The organism is Myxococcota bacterium (assembly GCA_040387835.1).
Lineage (GTDB): Bacteria > Myxococcota > UBA727 > UBA727 > JABDBI01 > JAZKCZ01.
The window spans coordinates 313520-336995 of sequence record JAZKCZ010000001.1; the positions used below are offsets into that span (position 1 = coordinate 313520).

The 23476-nt window shown below is 48.2% G+C and carries 17 protein-coding genes; 11 read left to right on the forward strand and 6 right to left on the reverse strand.

All coding sequences use genetic code 11. From position 1 onward, the window contains the following. Positions 1-14: 14 nt before the first annotated feature. The 6 genes from V4534_01565 to truB form a co-directional block, all read right to left on the reverse strand. Complete coding sequence (locus tag V4534_01565) at positions 15-1223, reverse strand: inorganic phosphate transporter (GenBank protein ID MES2503543.1); 1209 nt, start codon at positions 1221-1223, stop codon at positions 15-17. 11 nt (positions 1224-1234) lie between these two features. Beyond that, positions 1235-1903, reverse strand: coding sequence for a TIGR00153 family protein (locus tag V4534_01570; protein ID MES2503544.1), 669 nt, complete (start codon positions 1901-1903; stop codon positions 1235-1237). Positions 1904-1905: 2 nt separating this feature from the next. Further along, on the reverse strand, positions 1906-2091 hold the full coding sequence (locus V4534_01575) for a hypothetical protein (protein MES2503545.1): 186 nt from the start codon (positions 2089-2091) through the stop codon (positions 1906-1908). A gap of 137 nt (positions 2092-2228) precedes the next feature. Beyond that, positions 2229-6398: a DNA-directed RNA polymerase subunit beta' gene (gene rpoC, locus V4534_01580; GenBank protein MES2503546.1), complete on the reverse strand. Its 4170-nt coding sequence runs from the start codon at positions 6396-6398 to the stop codon at positions 2229-2231. Next, complete coding sequence (rpoB, locus tag V4534_01585; GenBank protein MES2503547.1) at positions 6395-10519, reverse strand: DNA-directed RNA polymerase subunit beta; 4125 nt, start codon at positions 10517-10519, stop codon at positions 6395-6397. Before rpoB ends, rpoC begins: the two co-directional genes overlap by 4 nt. Positions 10520-10709: 190 nt before the next feature. Then, a complete protein-coding gene (gene truB, locus V4534_01590) occupies positions 10710-11609 on the reverse strand; it encodes a tRNA pseudouridine(55) synthase TruB (GenBank protein ID MES2503548.1) in 900 nt (299 codons plus the stop codon). Between the two features lie 39 nt (positions 11610-11648). Between truB and recR the strand changes: the two genes are divergently transcribed. Genes recR through V4534_01645 form a run of 11 tightly spaced genes read left to right on the forward strand, consistent with a single transcriptional unit; the run spans position 11649 to position 23441 of the window. Next, positions 11649-12245: a recombination mediator RecR gene (gene recR, locus V4534_01595; GenBank protein MES2503549.1), complete on the forward strand. Its 597-nt coding sequence runs from the start codon at positions 11649-11651 to the stop codon at positions 12243-12245. A 54-nt stretch (positions 12246-12299) separates the two neighbouring features. After that, positions 12300-13235, forward strand: a complete 936-nt coding sequence (locus V4534_01600; GenBank protein ID MES2503550.1) for a hypothetical protein — start codon at positions 12300-12302, stop codon at positions 13233-13235. Further along, positions 13232-15091 carry a tetratricopeptide repeat protein gene (locus V4534_01605; protein MES2503551.1) on the forward strand — a complete coding sequence of 620 codons (1860 nt, stop codon included), beginning with the start codon at positions 13232-13234 and terminating at the stop codon, positions 15089-15091. Before V4534_01600 ends, V4534_01605 begins: the two co-directional genes overlap by 4 nt. After that, the gene (locus V4534_01610) at positions 15088-18528 is read left to right on the forward strand and encodes a tetratricopeptide repeat protein (protein MES2503552.1); all 3441 of its coding nucleotides are present in this window, start codon (positions 15088-15090) and stop codon (positions 18526-18528) included. Before V4534_01605 ends, V4534_01610 begins: the two co-directional genes overlap by 4 nt. Continuing rightward, the gene (locus V4534_01615) at positions 18521-18781 is read left to right on the forward strand and encodes a hypothetical protein (GenBank protein ID MES2503553.1); all 261 of its coding nucleotides are present in this window, start codon (positions 18521-18523) and stop codon (positions 18779-18781) included. Before V4534_01610 ends, V4534_01615 begins: the two co-directional genes overlap by 8 nt. Before the next feature lie 19 nt (positions 18782-18800). After that, positions 18801-19433, forward strand: a complete 633-nt coding sequence (locus V4534_01620) for a MotA/TolQ/ExbB proton channel family protein (GenBank protein MES2503554.1) — start codon at positions 18801-18803, stop codon at positions 19431-19433. Further along, positions 19430-19930: a biopolymer transporter ExbD gene (locus tag V4534_01625; protein ID MES2503555.1), complete on the forward strand. Its 501-nt coding sequence runs from the start codon at positions 19430-19432 to the stop codon at positions 19928-19930. The genes V4534_01620 and V4534_01625 overlap by 4 nt, the downstream gene beginning before the upstream one ends. Then, on the forward strand, positions 19927-20484 hold the full coding sequence (locus tag V4534_01630) for a biopolymer transporter ExbD (protein ID MES2503556.1): 558 nt from the start codon (positions 19927-19929) through the stop codon (positions 20482-20484). The genes V4534_01625 and V4534_01630 overlap by 4 nt, the downstream gene beginning before the upstream one ends. A 3-nt stretch (positions 20485-20487) precedes the next feature. Beyond that, the gene (locus V4534_01635; protein MES2503557.1) at positions 20488-21492 is read left to right on the forward strand and encodes an AgmX/PglI C-terminal domain-containing protein; all 1005 of its coding nucleotides are present in this window, start codon (positions 20488-20490) and stop codon (positions 21490-21492) included. Continuing rightward, positions 21479-22588 carry a DNA polymerase A family protein gene (locus tag V4534_01640; GenBank protein MES2503558.1) on the forward strand — a complete coding sequence of 370 codons (1110 nt, stop codon included), beginning with the start codon at positions 21479-21481 and terminating at the stop codon, positions 22586-22588. The genes V4534_01635 and V4534_01640 overlap by 14 nt, the downstream gene beginning before the upstream one ends. Before the next feature lie 55 nt (positions 22589-22643). Next, positions 22644-23441, forward strand: coding sequence for a dual specificity protein phosphatase family protein (locus V4534_01645; GenBank protein MES2503559.1), 798 nt, complete (start codon positions 22644-22646; stop codon positions 23439-23441). The last annotated feature ends 35 nt before the right edge of the window (positions 23442-23476 follow it).

Genomic DNA, 23476 nt, shown 5'->3' on the forward strand with positions numbered 1-23476 from the left:
TTGTCATCCCGGACTTAGATAAACAATCTCAATATCCAGCTTAGGCTGGCCGATACAATACAGGTTGCCGGAATCGTCACTGCCCAGGAGCTGATAATCTTCCTGACCACAATAAGATTTAAACCTGCAATCCCGCGCGCGAGCCCTACCCCGATGATGGCTCCGACTAACACTTGAGTGGTGGATAGGGGCAGGCCGAAATGGCTGCCAACCAATACCGTAAATGCAGCGCCGAATTCAGCTGCGAAGCCACGCGTTGGCGTAATCTCTGTGATGCTGTGACCAATCGTCTCGATGACTTTCCGCCCATAAGTCGCAAGACCGAGCACGATCCCTGCCCCACCCAATGCGAGCAGCCACCAAGGGACACTGGAGCTCAATACAATATGATGGTTTTGAACGATGCTTATCACTGCTGCCACAGGGCCGATGGCGTTTGAAACGTCATTGCTGCCATGAGCAAGAGCCATAAAGCAGGCGGTGATAACTTGAAGCCAGGCGAAAACCCTTTCAACCCTGGCAAGCGCATCATCTCGGTTCTTCGAATAGTTGGTGATTTTCTTAATGCTCTTCGCAAAAACCAGCGCGCCGATGCCTGAAAATAACGCAGCCGCCCACCAAAGACCAGGGGACAAAAACAATGAAACTAAAACGAGCACCACGACAAACAACATCCACGGCGCCCAACGTTGGGTCATGACCAAAGGCTCTTTGGAGTCGAGCACATATTTGCGAATACCGAAAAATACCACCCAGGCTAAGAGACCACCGAGAATGGGCGCGGTTATCCAGCTTAAAACAATACCGCCCAGTGCCTGCCATTGAATAGCTTCAGGACCGCGGCAAACTACGCCAAAGCCAATCAACGCACCGATTAAGCTATGTGTGGTGGATACAGGGAGACCTTTGGCGCTCGCCACCTGGAGCCAAATCCCCGTGGACAACAGCGCACCGGTCATGCCCCAGGCAAATAAGATGGGATCCCCAGCAAAGGATAGCGGGTCGATGATGCCTTGCTTAATGGTGTTGGTCACGTGACCGCCTACCAAAAAAGCGCCTGCAAATTCGAATACCGCTGCAACTAAGATTGCCTGTTTAATGGTGAGCGCATGACTACCAACGCTGGTACCCATAGCATTAGCGACATCGCTCGCTCCGATGGTCCAGGCCATGTAAAACCCGACCAGCAAAGATACGCCTAGAACAATTAGTGTTGAATCCATTTTGTCTTATTTTATGTTGAAGAAAGCATTAATCGAATATTACCGACCATACGTTCAGCGCTATTCGCCAAGTCACCTATCTTATTGGCTATTTTATTCCACATGAATAAAGCTGCAGGCTTCATCTCGTCTTCTCTCTGAAATAGAGCTTTGCCGAATTGGTCTTGCGCCTTATCCGCTTCGTGTTCTAGTTCGTCAATTTCATCAATTTTCTTCAAAATTTCGATGGCATCTGGCCCGGCAAACCCGGTTTCCAAAAGCCGGTCCAAGCTTGCGACCACTTCCCCTGACTTGCGGACAACTCGACAAGATCTGTCGAGCAACTCTTTTAACGATCCTTGCATTCCATGCGGCACTTCCATCTTTCGCAAGGTTAGCAAAACACCTAAATCTTCACAAATATCGGCCAATGCATCCATATGCGAAAGCACATGAAGCAAATCACGCCTATCAACTGGCAAAAAAATGCTCTTAGAAATTTGGGAACGCAGCTCTTGCTTATAGCCATCGCAGTGATGCTCAACCTGGCTAATTTGGCGCGCTAAAACTGCGATTTGTTCTTGGTTGTTTTGCTCTAAAGCTACAAAAAGCTCTTCGGTTTTGCTGACGCAAACCAGCACTTCCTTCATCAAGTCCTGAAGGGTCCGGAACGGATTTTTAGCGAATAAACTCCAAAGCATATTTAATGTAGCACCAACGCTGAAATAATAATGGCAAAAATAAAGGCAAAAACGCCAGCCCAGATAACCTTGGGGTCTGTTTTGATGCGATTCATCAAATCAGCTGCTTCTGGTGTAGGATTTTGTTTAGCTAGCCGCCGCACTAGGGCGTAGTTACCAGCTTCAAAAGCATTTTGGATATCGGACATGTTGCATACCTTGGATCAGGCCGAAGAAAGATACAATAGGGAGAACGGCTGAGCTGCACAATATAAAAAACCCTGGCGATTGAGCCAGGGTTAGGTTGTGCATGAGCTGGATCCCGGCTCGGAGGCCGGGATGACGGTTAAGCCGACTCTAGTAGTTCTAGTGGCACGCTTTCCATCAAGCCACCTTCTTCGATAACGCCTGCGTCTTGAACTTCCATGTTCAAGTAGCGATAGTTTGGAAGACCGGTACCTGCTGGAATCAAACGACCCATGATCACGTTTTCTTTGAGACCGCGTAGATAATCGACTTTGCCTGCTACTGCAGCTTCCGTCAAAACCTTGGTGGTTTCTTGGAAAGACGCGCCGGAGATGAACGACTCAGTCGACAGCGAAGCTTTGGTAATACCGAGCAACAATGGCTCAGAAATTGCCGGCCTGCCATCTTGGCCGAGGATTCTTTCGTTTTCGGTTTCGAATAGTTGTTTTTCAACTTGTTCATCGCCTAGGAACGAGGTGTCTCCTGGATCTTTGATTCGTACACGTCTTAGCATCTGACGAACGATGGTTTCCACATGCTTATCATTGATACGCACGCCTTGAAGTCTGTAAACTTCTTGGATTTCTTCCACCATGTATTTTGCCAGAGCTTTCTCGCCCAAGACGCGCAAAATATCATGAGGGTTGACGGAACCGTCCATCAAAGGCTCACCAGCACGAACGAAGTCGCCTTCGCGCACGCGGATGTGCTTACCTTTAGGAATCAAGTATTCACGAACATCACCGACTTCTGGTGTTACCAAAACTTTACGTTTGCCTTTGGTATCTTTACCAAAAGAAACAGTTCCGGTGATTTCAGAAATCACAGCATGGTCTTTCGGACGTCTGGCTTCGAAAAGCTCAACAACGCGGGGCAGACCACCGGTAATATCCTTGGTACGGGAAGCTTCGCGGTTAAGCTTAGCGATGATATCACCGGACTGAACCGTGTCACCGTCTGCAACCACCAAAATGGCGCCCACTGGCAACATGTAGCGTGCTTCCGCAGCACCGGTCATCACAGAACCCTTCACCTTGCCGGAAGTATCCTTCACGGTGATGCGTGGTCTTGCGCTGGCATCTCTGCCTTCGGTGACGACTTTGTGTGATAGACCGGTGGTTTCATCGGTTTTCTCGGAGAGGGTTACGCCTTCTACCAAGTCGCCAAAGTGAACCACACCAGTGGCTTCGGTCAAGATTGGTGCTGAGTACGGATCCCATTCGACCAAAATCGTTCCTGGCTTCACTTGCATGCCTTCGGTTACCCGAACGACAGAGCCGTAAGCTGCAGGATAGATTTCGCGTTCACGACCGCTTTCATCCACAATCTTAATGGAGCCTTGACGGTTCATAGCGACAAATGCGCCATCTCGCCTTTCGACCACATGAAGATTGTCAAACACAACCTTGCCCTCGCCTCTTGAGCTATGGCTAGATTCTTGTCTGGATGCCGATGCAATACCCCCGATATGGAAGGTTCTCATGGTTAACTGAGTTCCAGGCTCACCGATGGACTGCGCTGCAATCACACCGACGGCTTCACCCACGTTCACCAAGTGGCCTCTTGCCAAATCTCGGCCATAGCAGCGCACGCAGATGCCGCGACGTGTCTGACAGGTCAGCACGGAGCGAATGCGTACACGGGAGATACCCGCATCTTCCACCATCGAAACCAAAGCTTCGTCGATTTCGGTGCCAGCCTCAATCAAGACTTCGCCTGACAGAGAGTCAACAACGTCTTCTAAGGTTACGCGGCCAAGAATACGGTCACCGATATTTTCGATAATATCGTTACCTTCAACCAGCGGGGTGATTTCGATACCGTCGATGGTACCGCAATCGTATTCCGTGATGATTGAATCTTGAGCAACGTCAACCAAACGACGTGTCAAATAACCGGAGTTAGCGGTTTTAAGCGCCGTATCTGCCAAACCTTTACGCGCACCGTGAGTGGAGATGAAGTACTGAAGTACGGTCAATCCTTCACGGAAGTTTGCAGTAATTGGGGTTTCGATAATCTCGCCGGAAGGCTTAGACATCAGACCACGCATACCTGCCAACTGTTTAAGCTGCTGGGTTGAGCCTCGGGCACCGGAGTCAGCCATAATGTATAGCGGATTGAAAGAAGGCGTTACGCGCTTTTCTTTGCCGTCTGGTGAAGTCATGACTTCAGTAGACACCACGCTCATCATTTCTGCTGCGATTTCTTCAGCCGCTTTAGACCAGATATCAATAACTTTATTTTTACGCTCGCCGTCTGTAATCAACCCTTCAACGTATTGATCGGTGATTTCTTCGACTTCTAAGCGGCAGCGCTCAACAATCTCTTCCTTCTTAGCAGGAATCAACATGTTGTGCATGGCCACAGAGATACCGGAGCGAGTTGCTTCGGTGTAACCCAAAGTTCGCAAGCGATCCGCCAAGATGACAGTCTCTTTTTGACCGGTGAGTCTGTAGCAACGGTCAATCAAGTCCATGAGCTCTTTTTTGCCCATCACTTTGTTAATCGCTGTAAACGGCACGGCTTCTGGAATGATTTCGTACATCAGAACGCGACCAATGGTCGTTTCGTACATACGGCCTTCAATCCGAACGTTCACCGAAGCATGCAAGCTCGCTTCACCGGAATCATAAGCCATTCTAACTTCATCTGGACCGGAAAGGGTCATCCCCTCGCCTTTCGCAAATGGTCTGGAACGGGTCATGTAGTAGCAACCAAGCACGATATCTTGAGACGGCACAATAATCGGCTTACCAGAAGCTGGTGAGAGAATATTGTTGGTACTCATCATCAAAACACGAGCTTCAAGCTGTGCTTCAATAGATAACGGCACGTGAACAGCCATCTGATCGCCGTCGAAATCCGCGTTGAATGCCGTACAAACGAGTGGGTGAAGCTGAATGGCTTTACCTTCGATAAGCACTGGCTCAAATGCCTGCATACCCAATCTATGCAAAGTAGGCGCACGGTTTAAGATCACCGGATGCTCTTTGATAACTTCTTCTAAAACGTCCCAAACTTCTGGCTTTTCTTGTTCAACCATGCGTTTAGCCGACTTAATGGTCGTAACATAACCGCGTTGTTCAAGCTTATTATAGATGAATGGTTTGAAGAGTTCCAAAGCCATGGTCTTAGGCAAACCGCACTGATGCAATTTGAGTTCAGGTCCCACGACGATTACGGAACGACCGGAGTAATCCACACGCTTACCGAGCAAGTTCTGTCTGAAACGACCGTACTTACCTTTGAGCATGTCGCTCAAGCTCTTCAATGGGCGCTTGTTAGGACCAGTGATGAGCTTACCGCGGCGACCGTTGTCAAACAACGCATCCACAGCTTCTTGAAGCATGCGCTTTTCATTACGAATAATGATTTCAGGCGCATTCAATTCTTGAAGACGTTTCAGACGGTTGTTTCGGTTAATCACTCGACGATACAAATCGTTCAAATCGGAAGTCGCAAAACGCCCGCCTTCCAGTGGAACCAATGGACGAAGGTCTGGTGGAATGACTGGAATGACTTCCAGAAGCATCCACTCTGGCTTGTTGGCTGAGCCTTTGAAAGCTTCCAAAACTTTAAGACGCTTGGAAATCTTCTTACGCTTAGCATCCGAAGTGGTTTCACCCAGCTCACCGCGGAGCTGTCTGACCATGTCTTCAATGCCTTTGCTATCGCCGTTCATGCCGCGTTCTAGTTGACGCAGCAATTCACGGATAGATTCAGCACCCATACCAACCAAGAAGCTATCATCACCGTATTCATCCAAGGCTTTTTGATATTGCTCTTCCGTCAAAAGCTCGCCGAGCTTCATCGGGGTCGCACCTGGATCAACAACAATATAGGACTCGCAGTACAAGACCTTTTCGAGGTCTTTCTGGGTCATGTCGAGCAACGCGCCGATACGGCTAGGCAAGCTCTTCAAAAACCAGATGTGTGCCACAGGCGTTGCAAGCACAATGTGCCCCAAACGCTCACGACGTACTTTAGACTGAATCACTTCAACGCCGCATTTTTCGCAAACGACGCCTCTGTGCTTCATTCTCTTGTACTTACCGCAAAGGCATTCGTAATCTTTGATAGGTCCAAAGATTTTAGCGCAGAATAGACCATCGCGTTCGGGCTTGAATGTCCGATAGTTGATGGTTTCTGGCTTCTTGACTTCACCGTATGACCAGTCCCGAATTTTGTCGGGGCTAGCCAATTGGATACGAATCGCATTGAAGCTTAAGGGATCTTTTGGCTTTTCGAAAAAGTTAAAAATGTCTTTCATGTTTTTGTCGGATCCATTTCATCGAGTAGCTGAACGTCTAGCGCCAAGCTCTGCAACTCTTTAATCAATACGTTAAAGGATTCAGGCACACCGGATTCTAAGACGTGTTCGCCCTTCACAATCGCTTCGTACATACGTGTTCTTCCGACCACGTCATCTGATTTGACTGTTAAGAATTCCTGAAGCGAATATGCCGCTCCATAAGCTTCCATCGCCCAGACTTCCATTTCCCCGAGTCTCTGACCACCGAATTGAGCTTTACCGCCCAATGGTTGCTGAGTGACCAAAGAATAAGGCCCAATAGAACGAGCGTGAATCTTATCATCAACCAAGTGATGCAACTTCAGCATGTACATCACGCCAACAGTTACGTCTTGATCGAACGGCTCACCCGTACGTCCATCAAACAAGATGGTCTGTCCGGTAATGTTCCTATCGCCCATCTCCAAAAGTGTTCCGATTTGAGACTCAAGCGCACCATCGAATACCGGAGTAGCCATGGAAACACCACGAGCAAGCTTCTTGACCAATTTCGGAATCTCTTTATCAGACAGGTCAGCTACCAAATCATCGTGTTTCTTATCCGCGAAGATTTGTTTGATTTCTGTCCGAACTTCAGAGACAGCGCGATGTTCGTCGAGCATGCGGTTCAGCTTTTGGCCCAGACCTTTAGCAGCCCAACCGAGGTGAGTCTCAAGAATCTGACCCACGTTCATACGGCTTGGCACACCTAAAGGATTCAGCACAAAGTCAACCGGCGTTCCATCTGGCAAGTACGGCATGTCTTCTTCAGGCAGCACGCGTGAGATAACACCTTTGTTACCGTGACGTCCGGCCATCTTATCGCCCGGCTGAAGCTTACGCTTCACGGCAACATAGACCTTAGCCATCTTGATAACGCCCGGTGGCAACTCATCGCCTTCTTTGAGGCGCTTAATACGCTCACCAAAGGCAGTGCGAACTTGCTCGGTTTGCTCCAGCACGTTTTTGACCATCTTTTGGATGCGGTCAGAAACCGGTGCGTCTGACAAAGCGATGTCACCAAAGTACTTCCAATCCACTTCGGAGAGGAGTGCCGGGGTAAGCTCATCGCCTTTCTTGATCAAAACTTTACCTTTTTCATCCACCAACTTGTTGAGCGTGACGCGGCCGGTTAACAGCTCGATCATGCGCTCCACAGAGGAGTTTCTGATGATTCGGATTTCATCGTTTTGGTCTTTGAGCAATTGCGCTTCGGACTCTTCTTCGTTGGCTCTGGCTCTGGAGTCTTTATCGATGCCTTTGCGAGTGAACACTTTGGCATCGATTACGGTTCCATTGGTACCTGGAGGCATGCGAAGACTGGTGTCGCGAACGTCACCTGCTTTTTCACCGAAGATGGCTCTTAAAAGCTTTTCTTCAGGAGATAGCTGAGACTCACCTTTTGGTGTAATCTTACCAACTAAGATATCGCCAGCTTTAACTTCAGCGCCGATGCGAACAATGCCCGCTTCGTCCAAGTCATGAAGGCTTTCTTCGCCAGCATTCGGGATATCTCTGGTGATTTCCTCAGGCCCAAGTTTGGTGTCTCGTGCAATACATTCATATTCTTCAATATGAATGGAAGTGTACAAGTCTTCTTTGAGCAAGCGTTCGGAAATCAAGATAGAATCTTCGAAGTTGTACCCATGCCATGGCATGAATGCGACCACCACGTTTCTACCCAAAGCCAATTCACCGCAGTCTGTTGAAGGACCGTCAGCAATCACGTCGCCAGCTTTAATCTTATCACCGAACGAAACGATCGGCTTTTGATTGAAGCAAGTGCTGTGGTTAGACCGTTGGAATTTGCTGAGCTTGTAGATATCGACTTGAGAGCCGGAATCATCCATTTCATTGGAATCAACCCGGACCACAATACGAGACGAGTCAACATAGTCGACAATACCGCCGCGTCTAGCAACTCTGCAAACACCGGAGTCCCGAGCAACCACGCCTTCCATGCCTGTTCCCACGAGTGGGGATTCAGAGCGAAGAAGCGGCACGGCCTGACGCTGCATGTTAGAACCCATCAAGGCTCTGTTCGCATCATCGTGCTCCAAGAATGGAATCAAACCTGCAGCGACCGACACCAGCTGATTTGGTGAAACGTCCATCAAGGTGATTTCTTCTGGTTTTTCAAGGGTCGTTTCGCCTGCCTTACGGACCTGCACGAAGGTATCCAAGAACGCACCAGACTTAGGATCAAGGCGCGAGTTAGCCTGAGCGATGATTTCGTTTTCTTCCTGCAAAGCAGATAGATAAACAATCTCATCAGATACATGGCCGTCTTTGACTTTTCGGTAAGGTGTTTCAACGAAACCGTAATCGTTCACGCGGGCATAAGTTGATAGAGACGCAATCAAACCAATGTTTTGGCCTTCAGGCGTTTCAATCGGACAGATACGACCGTAGTGAGTTGGATGCACGTCTCGAACTTCGAAACCTGCGCGCTCACGAGTCAAACCACCAGGTCCAAGGGCTGACAAACGACGCTTATGCGTGATTTCAGACAATGGGTTGGTTTGATCCATAAACTGCGAAAGCTGCGATGAACCAAAGAATTCTTTGATAACCGCTGCTACAGGCTTATTGTTCACCAAATCATGCGGCATGAGGGTTTCAACTTCTTGAACACTCATACGCTCTTTAATGGCGCGTTCCATACGAACCAGACCGATTCGATATTGGTTTTCAATCAATTCGCCTACAGCACGAACACGTCTGTTACCCAAGTGATCGATATCATCGAGCGAGCCATTGCCATTTCGAAGTTCGATTAAGTATTTAACCACTTCCAAGATGTCGCGTTTGGTCAACACACGGTTGGTCAAAGGCTCATCCAAAGTGAACTTATGATTAAACTTCAAACGACCGACTTCAGACAAGTCGTAGCGTTCTGGGTTGAAGAACAAGTTGTTAAACAAGTTTTCAGCCGTTTCCAATGTTGGTGGATCACCTGGACGCATGCGGCGATAAAGCTCTAAGAGAGCTTCTTCGCGGTTGGTCACTTTGTCACCAGCAATGGTATCGCGCAGGTAAGAACCGACGTTTAGGCCATCGATGAACAAGACTTCGATCTGCTTAAAGCCAGCTTCTTGCAAAGCTTCGAGCTTTTTCAAGGTCAAAACTTCGTTGCATTCAGCCAAAACTTCGCCAGAGTTGGTATTGATAACGTCTTTAGCCGAAATCAAACCAGCAACTTCTTCATCTTCCAGGTGCAAAGTCTTAATGCCGACTTCTTGCATCTTTTGGATGGAAAGCTTGGTGAATTTACGGTTTTTACGAACCAAAACTTCTTCTGTCTTAGGATTAACGATGTCTCTGGTAGCACGTTGACCCAGCAATAGTTCATAGTCCGCGACTTTAGAAAAGCCGTTCTTATGATCCAGCAAGAGCGTTTCTGTCTTATAGAAATAAGCCAGCAACTCCTCGGTCGAGTAACCCAAAGCTTTAAGCAAAATGGTCGCCAAGAACTTACGGCGGCGATCGATTCTGCAATAAATCAAGTCTTTATGGTCGAATTCGAAATCGAGCCATGATCCGCGGTATGGAATAATCCGCGCGCTGTACAAAAGCTTGCCAGAAGAGTGTGTTCGACCGCGATCGCTGTCAAAGAACACACCTGGGCTTCTGTGCAACTGAGAGACTACAACACGCTCAGTGCCGTTCACGATAAAAGTACCGAAGTCGGTCATCAACGGGATTTCACCGAAATAGACTTCTTGTTCTTTTACGTCACGAATCGACTGAGTGCCTAAAGCCTCATCCTTATCCCAAATCACCAATCGAACGATGACCCGGATAGGTGCAGCGAAAGTCATTCCTCTGGAGCGACATTCATCGACATCATATTTAGGATGGTCAAGATGATAGCCTACAAACTCCAACGAGGCAGTTTCGTTATAATCTTTAATAGGGAAAACAGATTGGAATACAGCTTGCAAACCGGTGTTTTCGCGTGCAGCCCAAGGAATATCTGCCTGCAGGAACTTTTCATAGCTCTTGCGTTGGATATCAATCAGACTTGGGATCTGTAACTTGGTATGGATTTTTGCGAAATTTTTACGGGTTGCGAAGTTTTGTTGAATTTCAGTCGCCATTGGGCCTCTTAATACTCCGCTTGTTTATTGCCAAAAACCAGACAAGAACCCCTGCTCCAAGCTAGGGGGGGCAAAGCTAAAAGCCCGGGATTCTTGTATAGTCCCCTGCCACCTATGTTGATCTAGGTGACCTGTCAAGGCAGGTTCGGGAAAAAAGTCTTTATCTATAATAGGTAAGCGTGGTGGTAAGCTAAAATCCACGAATTGTCACTAGGTGACCTTCTTCGATTTTGGCTATAGCAACAGGTTCGTTTTGCACATGCGCCAGTAAGGGGGATTGGTCTGCCAGGCCGGCTAACATTGGGCGTTTGCCTTGTTTTAAGGCTTCTGCGCTGGCAGTGTCTATTTCTAATAGAGGAATGCCGCGAATGGCGCTTAGGCCTGTTAATAAATCGCCGTTGACTTCAGAGACATCATAAGAGCCCGATTGGGTCCGCCTTAGGTTGGTTAGGTGGGCGGGGACGCCTAGTTTTGCGCCTAAATCTCTGGCGATGGCGCGGATATAGGTGCCTTTTGAGACTCGGAGGCGGATGTTGAGGGACCTCACCCCTAACCCCTCTCCACTAAGTGGAGAGGGGGAAAAGGCCGATTCAAGTCCCTCTCCAGATTCTGGAGAGGGATTTAGGGTGAGGTCATAAACCATCACCGGCCGGGGCTCATAGGCGACTTCTTCCCCTCGCCTGGCTTTTTTGTAGGCTCGTTCACCATTGATGGAGATGGCTGAATACTGCGGTGGAATTTGCATTTGCGCGCCCAAGAAGCTTTGCAGAGCTGCGTCTATAGCTTCAGATGTCAGATGCGATGCATCGGCCTGTGCTATAACCTGCCCTTCGCAGTCGTCTGTGTCTGTGCCTATGCCTAAACAAACTTCGGCTTCGTAGGTTTTGTCTTGGGAAGTTAGATAGGGGCTAAGTCTGGTATATCTACCTAATAGTAGGACCAAAAGCCCGGTGGCGAACGGGTCTAGCGTGCCAGTGTGGCCCACGGACTTCGTTTGAAAGAGGCGCCTGGTTTGGGCGACACAGTCAAAAGAGGTCAGGCCTTTGGGTTTGTCTACTAATAATATTCCGTCAGATATAGGTTTTGCCAAGATACAGCGGAAGTGCCATAAGCTAGGCCAGAGAGCAATATGTTTGATGCACCTATTCAAAACGCTGTAGAGCAACTCGCCAGGTTGCCTGGGATTGGACAACGAACCGCTATGCGGTTGGTGTTGCACCTCGTTGCCCAGGACCGTGCGTTGATGCCCGCGCTATCAGAGGCTTTGTCTGAACTTGAAAGCAAAGTTCGTGAATGTGAACGATGCCACATGATTACGGCTGAAGAAGCGACGTGTGCTATTTGCCGCTCTCGTAGCAGAGATGAGCGCGTTTTGTGTGTGGTGGCACGGGTGCAGGACTTGATGGCGCTGGAAGCCACTCACGAATTTACTGGTTATTACCATGTTTTGCATGGCGTGCTGGCGCCTATGGAAGGCATCGGGCCGAGTGAGCTTCGAATTCCAAGCTTGATGGTCAGACTTAAGGAAAGTGGCATCGAAGAGATTATCTTAGCTACGCCTCCTACAGTAGAAGGCGAAGCAACTGCGCTGTATTTATCTCAAGAATTGCACGGCATGAATGTTCGCATTACGCGCATTGCCTCAGGTGTCCCCGTGGGCGGGGATTTGCAGTTTGCGGACCGCTTGTCTCTGTCTAGAGCCATGGCTTTAAGAAGAAAATTTTAGTGATTATTGTTGGATTTTGAGACTGATAACTAATAGCCTATAGGTATGAATGCGATGAAGTGTCTTTTTTTGGTGATGTTTGCAAGCCTTTCTTTATTTGCAGATGACCCGCTCCTGATTCCCTCCAACCGAACCATTGTTTTGGACCGCATTCAAAGTCTAGAAGCAGAGCAAGCCGATTTGGTTAAGAAAATTGAAACGCAGCGAGCTCAATTGAAGTTGCTCAAAGACAGCGTGACTGGCAACTTTGATACGGACGCTAGACTGATAATCAATAATATTAATGATGTTTCCGGAAATTTCGCTTTGCAAGAGGCGCGTTATTTCATCGATGGCAAAGAAATCGCGCTACTTACGGATGATAAAACGAAAAAGCCGATTTTTGATGATTTCTACCCAGAAGGCAAACATCGCATTAAAATCGAAAAAAAATACCTGCCTAACTATAAAATCTTCACCTATATGAATGCTCAAGTCTATACGCTGACAGGGACTGTCGAGGCTGTTTTAAGACCGGGCAATACAACCTACGTCGATGTCACTTCTTTCGAAAGCAAAAAGAAAGATCCGCTGGATTTGAAATATGAAGTTAAGATTATTCCGAACGGACAATCGGGGCGTTCTATTTTGCCGGTGTCCGATATGCCTCATTTGGTGCCAGGCTCGCGTTCGGCCGAAACCAGTTTAACAGTGTATTTAAGCAAAGAACTAGACGCCAATTTTTCGATTTCGACCCAGGAGCTGCATTTGGATGGCAAAAAACTCAAAGCATCGAAGGCCGGAACTGAGGGAAGGCTCGGATGGGTATTGTTTGAAGGCTCCGTAACGCCAGGAAGCCATGAACTGGTGGCTAATATCGCTTTTAAAGGGACAGGGAAACCTAGCTTTACGTCTAAGTTTAAAAAGAAGTTTAACGTCCAGCCAGGATTTAAAACTTCGTTGGTGTTGAGCAATAACCAGAAAGTGAAGGTTGACCAAGAGAGTCTATGAGTATCTTTTTGTTTAGACACCGCCAATTTGCATGCTTGCTAGCCGCAGCACTCGCCGGCTTGCCCGCCTACGCTTATAACTTGGATCCGTTGGAGGCTCGTCTAAACAGTTTGGAAAAGCAGGTGAAAGACTTATCTTTGCCCTACTCGGAGCGAAGTTTAGAAGGCCGTTTAAACCAGGCTCGTTTCTGGTTTGAGCGCCATGAATACGGTAAGACTTTGGCCATCTTGCAGCCTATTTTGAGGGGAAACGCGAAGCTCTCCCCCGTCCAACAGCAAGATATTTTTGCCATGACCGCTCATAGTAGTTTTGAGCTGGGAAGTTATCTGGAAGCACGCGGTGGCTTTCTAAAGTTAAACGATAAAACCAGCGCCATTCGATTGGTTCAGATTGCCGACCAACTGGGTGATTTAAACGGCCTAAAAGCCGCTTACAGCAAGATTAACGAGCCACCTGAATTCGTTCGCTATATCTATGCCAGACGTCTGTTTATCAACCACCAAGATCTAGAGGCCCGCTTAGAGTTAGAAAAGCTTGAAAACTCGGCTGAGTATGCTGATAGAGCGAAGTTTATTTTGGGCGCATCGTGGGCACGTTCAGGTAATCTGCCCAAAGCGCGGGCGCTGTTTTCAGATTTACTCAAAAGCACCAACTTGAAAATTGCTAGCTTAGCCAAACTGGCACTAGCGCGTACTTTGTATGAAGAAGACAAACCAAAGCAGGCGATTGAAATCTACGAAGAAGTCCATGCACCTGATGAGTTGGCGCTTGCGCAAATGCGCGCCGGCGATTTGTCGCGTGATTTGAACGAGGCCCAGAAATATTACCGTCAAGCTGAAAAAAGCGCCGTGGATCAAAAGATTTTGGGCCAGGTGCTGACGAGGCAGGACGATACTCAGAATTCGAGAAAAATTACGGCCGCCTTGCTCGCCAATGTTACCGATATGAAGAAGATGATTGCGGCGGGTGATACTTATGTTTTGGAAACGCCGTGGATGCAAACTAAGCCGGAAATCCAGCGCCTAGCGAAGATTCACGTACAACTTAAAAACATGGAAGGCGAAATCGCCGCCCTGCAGACGGCTTATGACGCTTTCGATGTAGACAGCGTTGACCAGCTTAAATCTGAATCTGCCTTACTGGAAAGATTGACCAGTGAACTTGCGCCCATCCGGGAAGAACTTACCCGCTATGCCGGCAGCGAGATGGCCATCAAGTTTGAGTCAAACAAACAAGCGAATTATACGGTGAAAAGCATAAGCTACGAGCTGGACGGTGAAACGCTGCCGAACTTAGACTTGCGCCAAATCGATGTGGGTGAGCATCAGTTAAAAGTGGCTCTCGTATATAGACACGCTGGGGGAGACGCCCCTTCGATGGTGGACTATCGGTTGAATCATACTTACACCGTCCAGGCCGGCGTTGGCGAAGTGATTGAGCTAACCTTAAGTTTTGGCCCTGAACTCTCGCTCAAGACCAAAGTTGTCGGAACCAATTTGGCGCAGTTGCGAAAGCTTGAAGAAGAAGCATCTTTGCTGAGTTCTCAGCTTATCCTAAGACGGGCGGAAGAGCCCTTTAAGTTAAAAGACGCCTTAGTTGAAGCTGCCGGCGAAGTGGAAAGCCTTCGATCCTCGCTCATCCGCCAGAGCGCCAGATATGAAGAAGTTCGCACAAAACTGCTTACCGATAATGCCGCGGTCTGGACGGCCGAGTTAGACGAGCGAATCCGAGATAGTGATGAAAGTTTGGTGCACAGTGGCATTCAAAAACGTCAAAGCTTGCAAAACCGTTTGTCGCAAATTGAGCAGACTAAAGCCGCCGAGTTAAAACGCTCGAGCGATGGTGAAAGCCAATGAAAGTTCTTTTAACAGCCACCATGCTCGGATTTGCGCTTTCTGCTTTGGCCAGTGAAGACTACCTTGTCTTAAAGCAGCGAACTCGTGCTTATCAAAATGAGCTGTTTTCAATCGAAGAAGCCATTCGGGCCATCAAGAAAGACTTAAACGATGAGCGAAAAAACAGCATCGAGCGATACTACGACCGAGCACTTGACCCGCTGAAGAAGGAAGAAGCTCAGGAGCGTGAATCCGCCATTCGCAGCCTAGAGCTATTCCTCAAGGAACACCCGCAATCTCGCCAACGCGCAACGGTCATGCTGACATTGGCAGACCTATATTTTGATGTCGATTTGGGCAAAACTGTCGCTGTTTTAACAAGCTTTACCCGGGAGTTCCCGGATAATCCTCACCTAGATGCCGCCTACTATCTCCAGGGCTTATGCTACTTTTTTGAAAGCGAAAGTGAAAAAGCCAAGAACTCGTTTCAGTATTTTGTAAAGCATTTTGACCATAGCGCATACTTAGACGAAGTTCGATTTCGTCTAGGCGAAATCTATTTTGACGAGCGCCAGTATGCCACCGCTCTGGCCTACTTCAAGGAAATCGTTGCCAATAAAAGCAGCTCGTTTTACAGCAAGGCATTGTATAAAATGTCCTGGATCTCCTATTTGGAGAATAATTATTCGGAAGCGATTAAACTTTATACTGTGCTGCTTAATTCAGAGATGGGAACCAGCGAAATCTTAAATCGCGAAGCTTCCAGATATATCGCCATTTCGTTCGCGGATGGATATCCCAATCCCGTTCAGGCGGCTGAAGGCTATTTTGCGACATTGACGCGAAAGCCTTGGGAAGCCGAAGTTTGGGTGCATATGGGCAATGTGCTGGCGAAGGCGGAAAAGAACGCTTTAGCTGCCAAAGCCCTGCAAAAAGCGGTCGATTTAAGGCCAGGTAGCGCGGACAATCAGCAACTCGAGCTTCGAATCCTTGATTTGTCCCCGAGTGATGAAGTCAAAAGTCGGTTGATCGCGCAGTATATTGAAAATCCCGTAGATAGCGCCATTGTCAAACCCATATTGCTGGATTGGGCGCTCGAAACCCATAATGCGGCCAAGAAAGCTAAAAACCCTGCACTATATGAAACGGCGGCCAAGTATTACGCTCAGTTTATTAGGCATTTCCAAGACGATGACACGCTGGACCAAACCATTTTCTATTATGCGGAAGCCTGTTTCGATGCGGAGCGCTTTGAATATGCCGTGCATGGTTTTGAACAGGTAAGAGATTGGCCTTGGGGAACGCAGTTTAGGCCTAAGGCCGCCTTAAATACCGTCTACGCGTATGCACAGGAAGTTGCCAAGGCGATGCCTGAGTATAACTTGACCGAAATTAACGCAGAGAAAAAAGGCCAATTTAAGGGCAAAATGCCTGTGGTACTGGCGAGCTATATCCAAGCGGTCGATGTGCTTTCGGCGAGGTTTCCCGAAACGCCTGAGCTGCAGTCATTTTTGCTTCAAGCGGCTGGTGCTGAGCTCGCATATGGTGAAATGGATAAAGCGAAGAGCCGACTGGAATTAATCGTAGAGCGCTATCCGAAGCAAGAAGTGGCCCGCTCTGCCGCTAATATTCTGTTGAGTGACTCGCTCGCTTCAGAGAACTGGCTGCAAGCGGCTGACGATGCTTCTAGATTTAAGCATTTAGGCCCTGAGTTTGCTGGCCTGGAAAGAGACTCGCGCTTTAAATATGCGAACAATCAGTTTGCTCAGGCAAAAACTCCGGCTGAATTTCATGAAGTCGCGGAGCTCTATTTGGGCATTCTCAAAAATCACCCGAACAGTGACATAGGCGACAAGATTCTGTTCAACGCTGGCATGTCACTGGAAAGAGCCCAGCGTTATACGGAAGCCGAGCATCTATTTGACTTAATGGCCAAAGCGCACCCAAATAGTCCACTCGTTCAAGAAGCAACGGCGCAGCGCGCGAACTATTTTGAACAACGGCTGCTTTTTGACAAAGCCGCGTCTTTGTATTTGAGCATGGCTAAAAACCCCAACGCCGTGTTAAGCGCTGCCTTGGATTTAGAGGCGGGCCAAAAACCGGCGCAGGCTGCTTTATTGTTCGAGAGATTTATTCGTGAAAACCCCGAAGCGCCTCAAGTGACCGATGCTTATGCCAGGGCTGCAGCTGCCTATGCGGCGGCGGGACGGCAAAGTGACTACCGCCGCGTGATGGCGGATTTTGAAAAGCGGTATAAAGGCAAGCTGGCCCGGGCAGATTTCTACGCCCTGTCAGGTGCATTTGAAAGCTACAAGGCGCTTCGAATCAACAGCGATTCCAGTAAAAAGCAAGAACACCAGTTAATCGAAAAGACTAAAAAACTGGCTGAGCTGCAAAAGCTCTATGAACAAATTGTTAAAGAGTACGAGCTATCATCTTGGACTTTGGCATCACTGAACCGCATTGGTGAGCTTTATGAAGACCTGTTTCAGGCCATGGTGAAAGCACCCTGCCCTAAAAATGTCTCTAAGATTGATGAAGGTGCTTGTGATGAGTACGCGAGCTTACTGGAAGACCAGGCGTTCGTACTGGAAAAGAAAGCCATTGATGCATACCAGCTGGCTATCGATAAATCCCAAAATGTTCCAGGCGGCAGCGAGTGGACCCTGAAGTCTAAGGGCGCTTTGTATCGGATGAAGCCAAGCGATTATTTGCCTGCAGAAGCGCTGCTACAAGAGCCGATTATTGGTCTTAACTATACTTACTCGGACTCTGAGGAATCAAACGCTGAGTATCAGTTGCTGGTGGGCAAGATCAAAGAAGCTGAAGCGTTGGCCATGAGCAGTTTGGGCCTGAATCCTTTTAATATGCAGGCAAGGCTACAAATGGCGCGCATTTTCTACGCGAAGCATAATTTTGCTGCGGCAGAGCTGGTCTTGGAAGACTCCATTCAGCACGATGCTACTTCGGCCATGTCGCATTTATGGTTAGGACATGTCTACGGGGCCAAAGGTGAAATCTCCAAAGCGATTGCGTCTTTCGAAAAGGCAGCTGAATTGCAGCCGGACTTGGCTGAGGCATTTGATAATTTAGGTCTGGCTTATTTGGAACAAGGTGATTTGCAAAACGCCCAGAAAAATCTTGTTAAAGCAGGACAGCTGTTGCCTGGGTACGCGCCCGTGGAGCTGCATTTAGCTAATTACTATGTCATGGCAAAAGAGCCTGAGAATGCACAAAAGGCTTATGACGCGGCGCTCAAACTCGATCCGAAACTGTGGGCAGTTAAGCTGAATGAAGGCCTGCTCGCGCTTTCGCAAAAGAACTTTTTAAAAGCTGAGCAAGATTTCAAAACTTATTTGGCGCAGGCTAAGCCCGATGCGGCATTAAGAAGCAGAGTGGAGAGCTATCTGAAACTGGCTAGCCAAAAAGTTCAACTGGAGAAGCAACGCCATGAATAGCGCTATCTTAAGATTTGTGCAGTTATGCTTGGTGGCTAACATAGGGCTTGCCCAATCAGCACCCAAAGCACCTCCTAAAGTGATATCGCTGGGTGAAATCCGCATCCAGGGTGATGTCGATAGACCGACGATAAACTTTTTGATCCCAAGGGCCAAATTCGATTTTTTAGATATGAGTGACTTTTTGGTAAAAGAAAACCTGGTACAAAAGATTTCGGAAGCTGTTAATGAAGACGTTTTTGTCGTAAAGTAATTTTACGTGAGGAGAATATATGGAAGGGATAGCGCGCTTTTTTGTTGAAGGTGGGATTTGGATGGCGCCCATCGCATTTTGTTCAATGCTGGTCGTAGCCGTTGTGATTGAACGCTGTTACAGCTTAATGGTTGTTCACAAAATGGACGCCGCTGATTTTTTTCTTAAAATCAAAAAATTGGTTTTGGCTGGCGAAGTGGACAAAGCGGTTAAGCTCACCGAACAAAAGCCAAATGCTGGCCTTTCGGTTATGGTAAGACGCGGCCTTCAGCAGGCTGGTGCTTCAGACGATGATATTAAGCTGGGCGTAGAAGAAGGCGTTATGGAAGCCGTTCCTGCGGTTCAAAAACGGGGCCATACGCTTTCCGGTCTCGCGTCGCTTGCGACTTTGCTTGGACTACTTGGAACGGTTATGGGTTTGATTGAAGCGTTTACGGTTGTGGCGGACGCCCCGCCGGATCAAAAATCGGTGCTTTTGACCCGCGCTATTTCGGTGGCTATGAACTGTACGGCTTTTGGTTTGATGGTGGCGATTCCAGCCATGTTTTTCCAACTGTTGCTATCAGGCTCGATTAAGAAGTTAACAGATGACATCGATGTTACTTCGATGAAGCTTGAAAACTTGCTTATTTCCGCTCGAGTTCGAAAATGAGCCGACTTACAAGACGCAGAGAATCAGAGGAGCTTGGAGAACCCGAAATCCTACCCATGATGAACGTCTTGTTCATGTTGGTCATGGTTTTGATGGGAATGTCTGCGTTTTTGCCCATTGGTGTGATTGAAGTTCAGGCCCCTCAGCTCGGTGGTTCGGGCGGTGCTGCCTCAGCAAAACCTGACCTTAATTTGACCATTATGATTTTGAAATCGGGCATTAACTTGTCTGTTGGGGGCGCCATGCTTCGGGGCGAGGCCGGTCCTTTGTTCCCAGCGATTGAAAAAGGCGGCAGGCAGACTTATGATTTTGACGCGTTGGCCGCGAAGCTGGAGCAAATTAAGCTGCAGTACCCTGGCGAAAAACGCGTGATTATCATGGCTGACCCAGACACCATTTATGACGACATCACCCATGTGATGGATGCGGCGCGTATCTCAAGAACTGGACAAATTATGTTTGACGAAGTGGCCTTTGTGCCAGGGATTATGGAATGAGGAAAGCACGATTAAGAAGAGCTGAGGATAAGCCTTATGCCGTTTCTTTAACTTCGCTGATGGATGTTGTGACCAATATCTTGGTGTACACGATTAAAATCTTTGCAGTGAGCCCCATTGTTGTCCAAGACCCTTCAGTGGATCTGCCTCATTCAACCACGCGAGCAAACGCTGAAGAATCGATTGTCGTCATGGTCACCGGCGCCAGACAAGCTGAAGCCAACGACAGCGATGAAGTCAAAATGTTGAAAGAAATTCCTACCATTGTGGTGGATGGCAAAGTCGTTAATAAAATTGACGTCAAAACCTACCGCGTCCCAGAAAACGCTAAAAATAATGGTTTTATAATCCGAAATCTCAAAGCTGAACTTTTAAGCATTAAGAAAAACCAAGTGGAATCAGCTGGCATTATTAAAAATTCAGGTTTTACGGGTCGTGTGGTGATTGTTGCAGATAAATATACACCCTATCGCGTGCTGGTTGATGTTTTGGCGACCTGCGGGGACGCTGGTTTTGGCAGCTTTGAATTTGCTGTTGTGAAACAAGAGGCTTAAATTATGGCGGTAGCAGAAAAAACAAGTAATTCACTGCTCATCTGGGCCCTTGGGTTCTCCCTTTTAGTTCATATAGCCATGGTCATTTCGGTCATGAACATCAAAATACCGGAGCAAAGATCAAGCAGAGAAGATTTCGAGCAATGGGTCAAACAGATTGCACCTCCTAAAAGAGAAGCCATCTTGCTTCCTGAAGCGCCTTTACCTGTCACCAAATCGACCACCGGCCCTAAATCTGACGTTGGCAGCGCCACTGGATCGGGTGAGCCTGCTGCTGCTGCGTCGGAAAAACAAGCGACTCGTGACAGCGGCGGTGGTGGTGCGAGCGAATCTGGTAGCGGTAGCGGCTCTCCGAATGCAGCAAAAGCTGCCCGAACCAAGGCGCTCAGATCCTCCGGCGTTTTAGGCGTAATTGGTGTTGCCTCCAGTGGCGGCGGCGGCAGTGCATTGGCTGATGTATTCTCATCGAATTCAGGCAAAGTCAGCGATAATCTAAACGGCGTGATGGAAGGCAAACAGCGCGTTGAGTTGCCAAACAGCTCCAATATTTCCAGGCAAGCGCTGAAAGGCCCTGGCGGCGGTGGCCCAGGTGGCAAAGGCCCCGCGGATATCGGCGGCATTGCCTCCGAATCTTCAGCCAAAGTCAACGCAGGCTCACGTCAAGGCTCTGACATTCCGATGCCAAGGGTAAGTTCTTCCGCCGGTACTTTGGTGGCAGGTAGCGTTGATGCAAACTCAGTTATCAGCGTTATTTCTCGTAAAAATAGCAGCTTCACCAGATGCTATGAACGGGCGCTTAGAACGAATCCTGATTTAGCCGGTCGTATCGCTTATGAAATCAGCGTCGGCGAAGAAGGCAGCGTGTTGGATGTCAAATTCACCGAAGATACCTTGAGAGCGCGTGATGTGCTGGATTGTATCAAAGGCATCTTGATGCGATTGCAGTTCCCGCAGCCTAAAGGAGGCCCTGCTATTTTCAGCAGTGTGTTGGTCTTTGGAACGACTTGATCTAGACAGTCTCAATGAAGCTGTTTTACCCGTGTTTGCAAGCATGCAGACACGGGGTTTGTACATTGACAGACAGCGCTGGCACCAGACGATTGCCGATATTAAAATAGAGATGGCAAAGGCACGTCAGGTTGCCTTGCAACAGCTATCAGGCCCTGAGCATTTGGACCTATTCGGCGAATCAACGCTGAATTTGGATAGCCCTCTAGAAGTCACCAAGGCCATGAGCCGCGTGCGTGTGCAATCAGAAGCGGAAGTTGCGCTGAAGCACTATCGAGAATGTGCCAAACTTGTGCAAACCTATGGGGATTCGTTTTTAGAAACGATTGACCCAAGCACTTGGCGCATTCATACCACTTTTGAGCCACATGGCACGTCAACTGGCCGTGTTTCGTCTCACAATCCTAATATCCAAAATCTGCCGTCTGATGAGCGCTTTCAAGCCTGTCTGATTGCACCGCCAGGCAAAACCATTGTTCAAGGCGATTACGCTACCTGCGAGCTGCGAATACTGGCTGATTTTTCTCAAGATCCGATTTTTTTAAAAGCCTTTGACGAAGACCAAGATCTGCACGCGCAGGTAGCACGGGAACTCTTTGGCGATGCGTCCCATCGAGACCAAGCGAAGGCCATCAACTTCGGCATTGTTTACGGTATGGGCGCAAAGTCTTTGGCAGCGAAGCTTCATATGTCCGTGCACGAGGCTGAGCAGCTTTTGGCCAAATACTTTCAAAAACATGCCCGCATTGCAGGGTTTTTAAAATATTGCGTCGATTCGGCGTATCAAAAAGGCTACGCCGAAACCAAGCTAGGCCACCGGCTTTATCTAGACCCTAAGCAAGATATCTCCCGAATCGCTAAAAATATGCCTATTCAAGGCACGGCCGCCGAAATTGCGAAATTGGCATTGGTCAAAATCCACGCCCGATTGGCAGAGTTTAAGGACGCCTATTTGGTGAACATGATTCACGATGAGCTTGTAATCGAATGCCTATCGTCAGATGCTGATGCGATTAGAGATCTACTCAAAGTAGAAATGGAGTCGGCTCAAAGGCAAATCACCCCCAGGGTTAAACCCAAAGCGGAAGTATCCTGACGAGTGATATTCGGGTAATTTGACCTCACAAGTTAAAATGCTAAACTTTAAAGCAATGTTTGTTTTGAAACTAATATTTGCTCTAGCGTCCATTCTGCAGGTCTGCTCTGTATATGCCTTGAACATGCCTATTATTTCTAAAGAAAGCCCGGATATTTCGTCGGAATTTTATTTTGTGCAGCCGGAGGATATCTTGCCAGGCTGCGTGCCATCCAAAGCTTATACAGACAACTATGTCGGGACGGTTCAAACGATGAAACATGATGCACCTAGAACGCCCACTGTGACGCAAAAAACCTATTATTCGGTGATATCCACTCTCAATAACTGGCGCGCTCATGACTGGATGCCAGGGCCGCTTCATTTCAACTCCTTCAACACCATTCCCTTGCCGCCCGGGGTTTGGGCCAACGGCTGCAGCTTTCAACTCGGTATGCAGCCTGAAGACTGGTTGGCAAAGAGAATAAATGCCAGTGCGGCTGAAAAAAAACAGGAAGTGTTTGTGGTCAGTGTGCTCGAGCCATTCGAGGCGGTGCATACAAGCAGGAAGCTCAAAAACATCCATCGAGTAGATTCCCAGGATAATCGGCCAATGTCTCCTGATGAGATAGATGTCGGTGTTAAACTCTTGGAGCGTGCTGTCGCAAAGGGCAATCAATACGTCTATGTCCATTGCAAAAGCGGTGCCGGGCGCAGTGCGACGGTGATTGCTGCGTTTTTGGTTAAACACGCAGGCATGACACCTGAGGCTGCTGGGCAATATTTGTATAGCATGCGCAAGGAAACGGTTTTGGCCCGGATACCGGAACATTATCATTTAACAGCGCTCAAAAGCTGGGCTGTTAATCAGTAGGGAATAAGCATAGCCCTGTAAAGTTTAGGGCTATT

Coding starts and splice junctions, on each gene's coding strand:
- V4534_01565 (MES2503543.1), bottom strand. CDS start 1,223: ATGGATTCAACACTAATTGTTCTAGGCGTATCTTTGCTGGTCGGGTTT.
- V4534_01570 (MES2503544.1), bottom strand. CDS start 1,903: ATGCTTTGGAGTTTATTCGCTAAAAATCCGTTCCGGACCCTTCAGGAC.
- V4534_01575 (MES2503545.1), bottom strand. CDS start 2,091: ATGTCCGATATCCAAAATGCTTTTGAAGCTGGTAACTACGCCCTAGTG.
- rpoC (MES2503546.1), bottom strand. CDS start 6,398: ATGAAAGACATTTTTAACTTTTTCGAAAAGCCAAAAGATCCCTTAAGC.
- rpoB (MES2503547.1), bottom strand. CDS start 10,519: ATGGCGACTGAAATTCAACAAAACTTCGCAACCCGTAAAAATTTCGCA.
- recR (MES2503549.1), top strand. CDS start 11,649: ATGTTTGATGCACCTATTCAAAACGCTGTAGAGCAACTCGCCAGGTTG.
- V4534_01600 (MES2503550.1), top strand. CDS start 12,300: ATGAAGTGTCTTTTTTTGGTGATGTTTGCAAGCCTTTCTTTATTTGCA.
- V4534_01605 (MES2503551.1), top strand. CDS start 13,232: ATGAGTATCTTTTTGTTTAGACACCGCCAATTTGCATGCTTGCTAGCC.
- V4534_01610 (MES2503552.1), top strand. CDS start 15,088: ATGAAAGTTCTTTTAACAGCCACCATGCTCGGATTTGCGCTTTCTGCT.
- V4534_01615 (MES2503553.1), top strand. CDS start 18,521: ATGAATAGCGCTATCTTAAGATTTGTGCAGTTATGCTTGGTGGCTAAC.
- V4534_01620 (MES2503554.1), top strand. CDS start 18,801: ATGGAAGGGATAGCGCGCTTTTTTGTTGAAGGTGGGATTTGGATGGCG.
- V4534_01625 (MES2503555.1), top strand. CDS start 19,430: ATGAGCCGACTTACAAGACGCAGAGAATCAGAGGAGCTTGGAGAACCC.
- V4534_01630 (MES2503556.1), top strand. CDS start 19,927: ATGAGGAAAGCACGATTAAGAAGAGCTGAGGATAAGCCTTATGCCGTT.
- V4534_01635 (MES2503557.1), top strand. CDS start 20,488: ATGGCGGTAGCAGAAAAAACAAGTAATTCACTGCTCATCTGGGCCCTT.
- V4534_01645 (MES2503559.1), top strand. CDS start 22,644: ATGTTTGTTTTGAAACTAATATTTGCTCTAGCGTCCATTCTGCAGGTC.